The organism is Bradyrhizobium sp. IC4060 (assembly GCF_020193715.1).
Lineage (GTDB): Bacteria > Pseudomonadota > Alphaproteobacteria > Rhizobiales > Xanthobacteraceae > Bradyrhizobium > Bradyrhizobium yuanmingense.
Genome location: NZ_JADYVJ010000083.1, coordinates 1 through 450 on the forward strand (window position 1 = coordinate 1; position 450 = coordinate 450).

The window sequence follows — 450 nt, forward strand, 5'->3', positions numbered from 1 at the left end:
GTGTTGCCATAGGAGCGGCTCCAGGAAACCCCGACATAGGGAGCAAACTGTCTGACAATCTCGTAACGCAGACGCAAGCCGAGCTCGGTATTTGCCAACCCAGACCCCACACCTCGCTCAGGATCGTTCTTGCCGTAGAAGTTCATTTCGGCAGTTGGCTGGAGAATCAGCTGGTTGGTCAGCAGAATGTCGTACTCGCCCTCCAGTCGGGCAGCAGTTTGGCCATTCTCGCCGACGAAGGCCGTGGCTTCGGCCTCAAAGGCGTAAAGCGCCATGCCCTGGATACCGAAGGCAGCCCAAGTCTGCGGCGACTCCGGTTTAAAGTCCTGGCGAACGCCCGCGACGACATCCCACCAAGGGCCGATCGAGCGGCCGTACAGCAGCTGTAATTCAGCGTCCTCGGTAACGCCGTTGGTACGCTCGCCTTCGGAGCGGAACCAGACCCGGTTG

Annotated in this window: 1 protein-coding gene; it reads right to left on the reverse strand. The window is 60.0% G+C overall.

Going from position 1 to position 450, the window contains the following annotated elements:
* Window positions 1–450: copper resistance protein B (locus I6F16_RS37585; RefSeq protein WP_225174785.1), on the reverse strand; the 450-nt coding region annotated here is incomplete at both ends.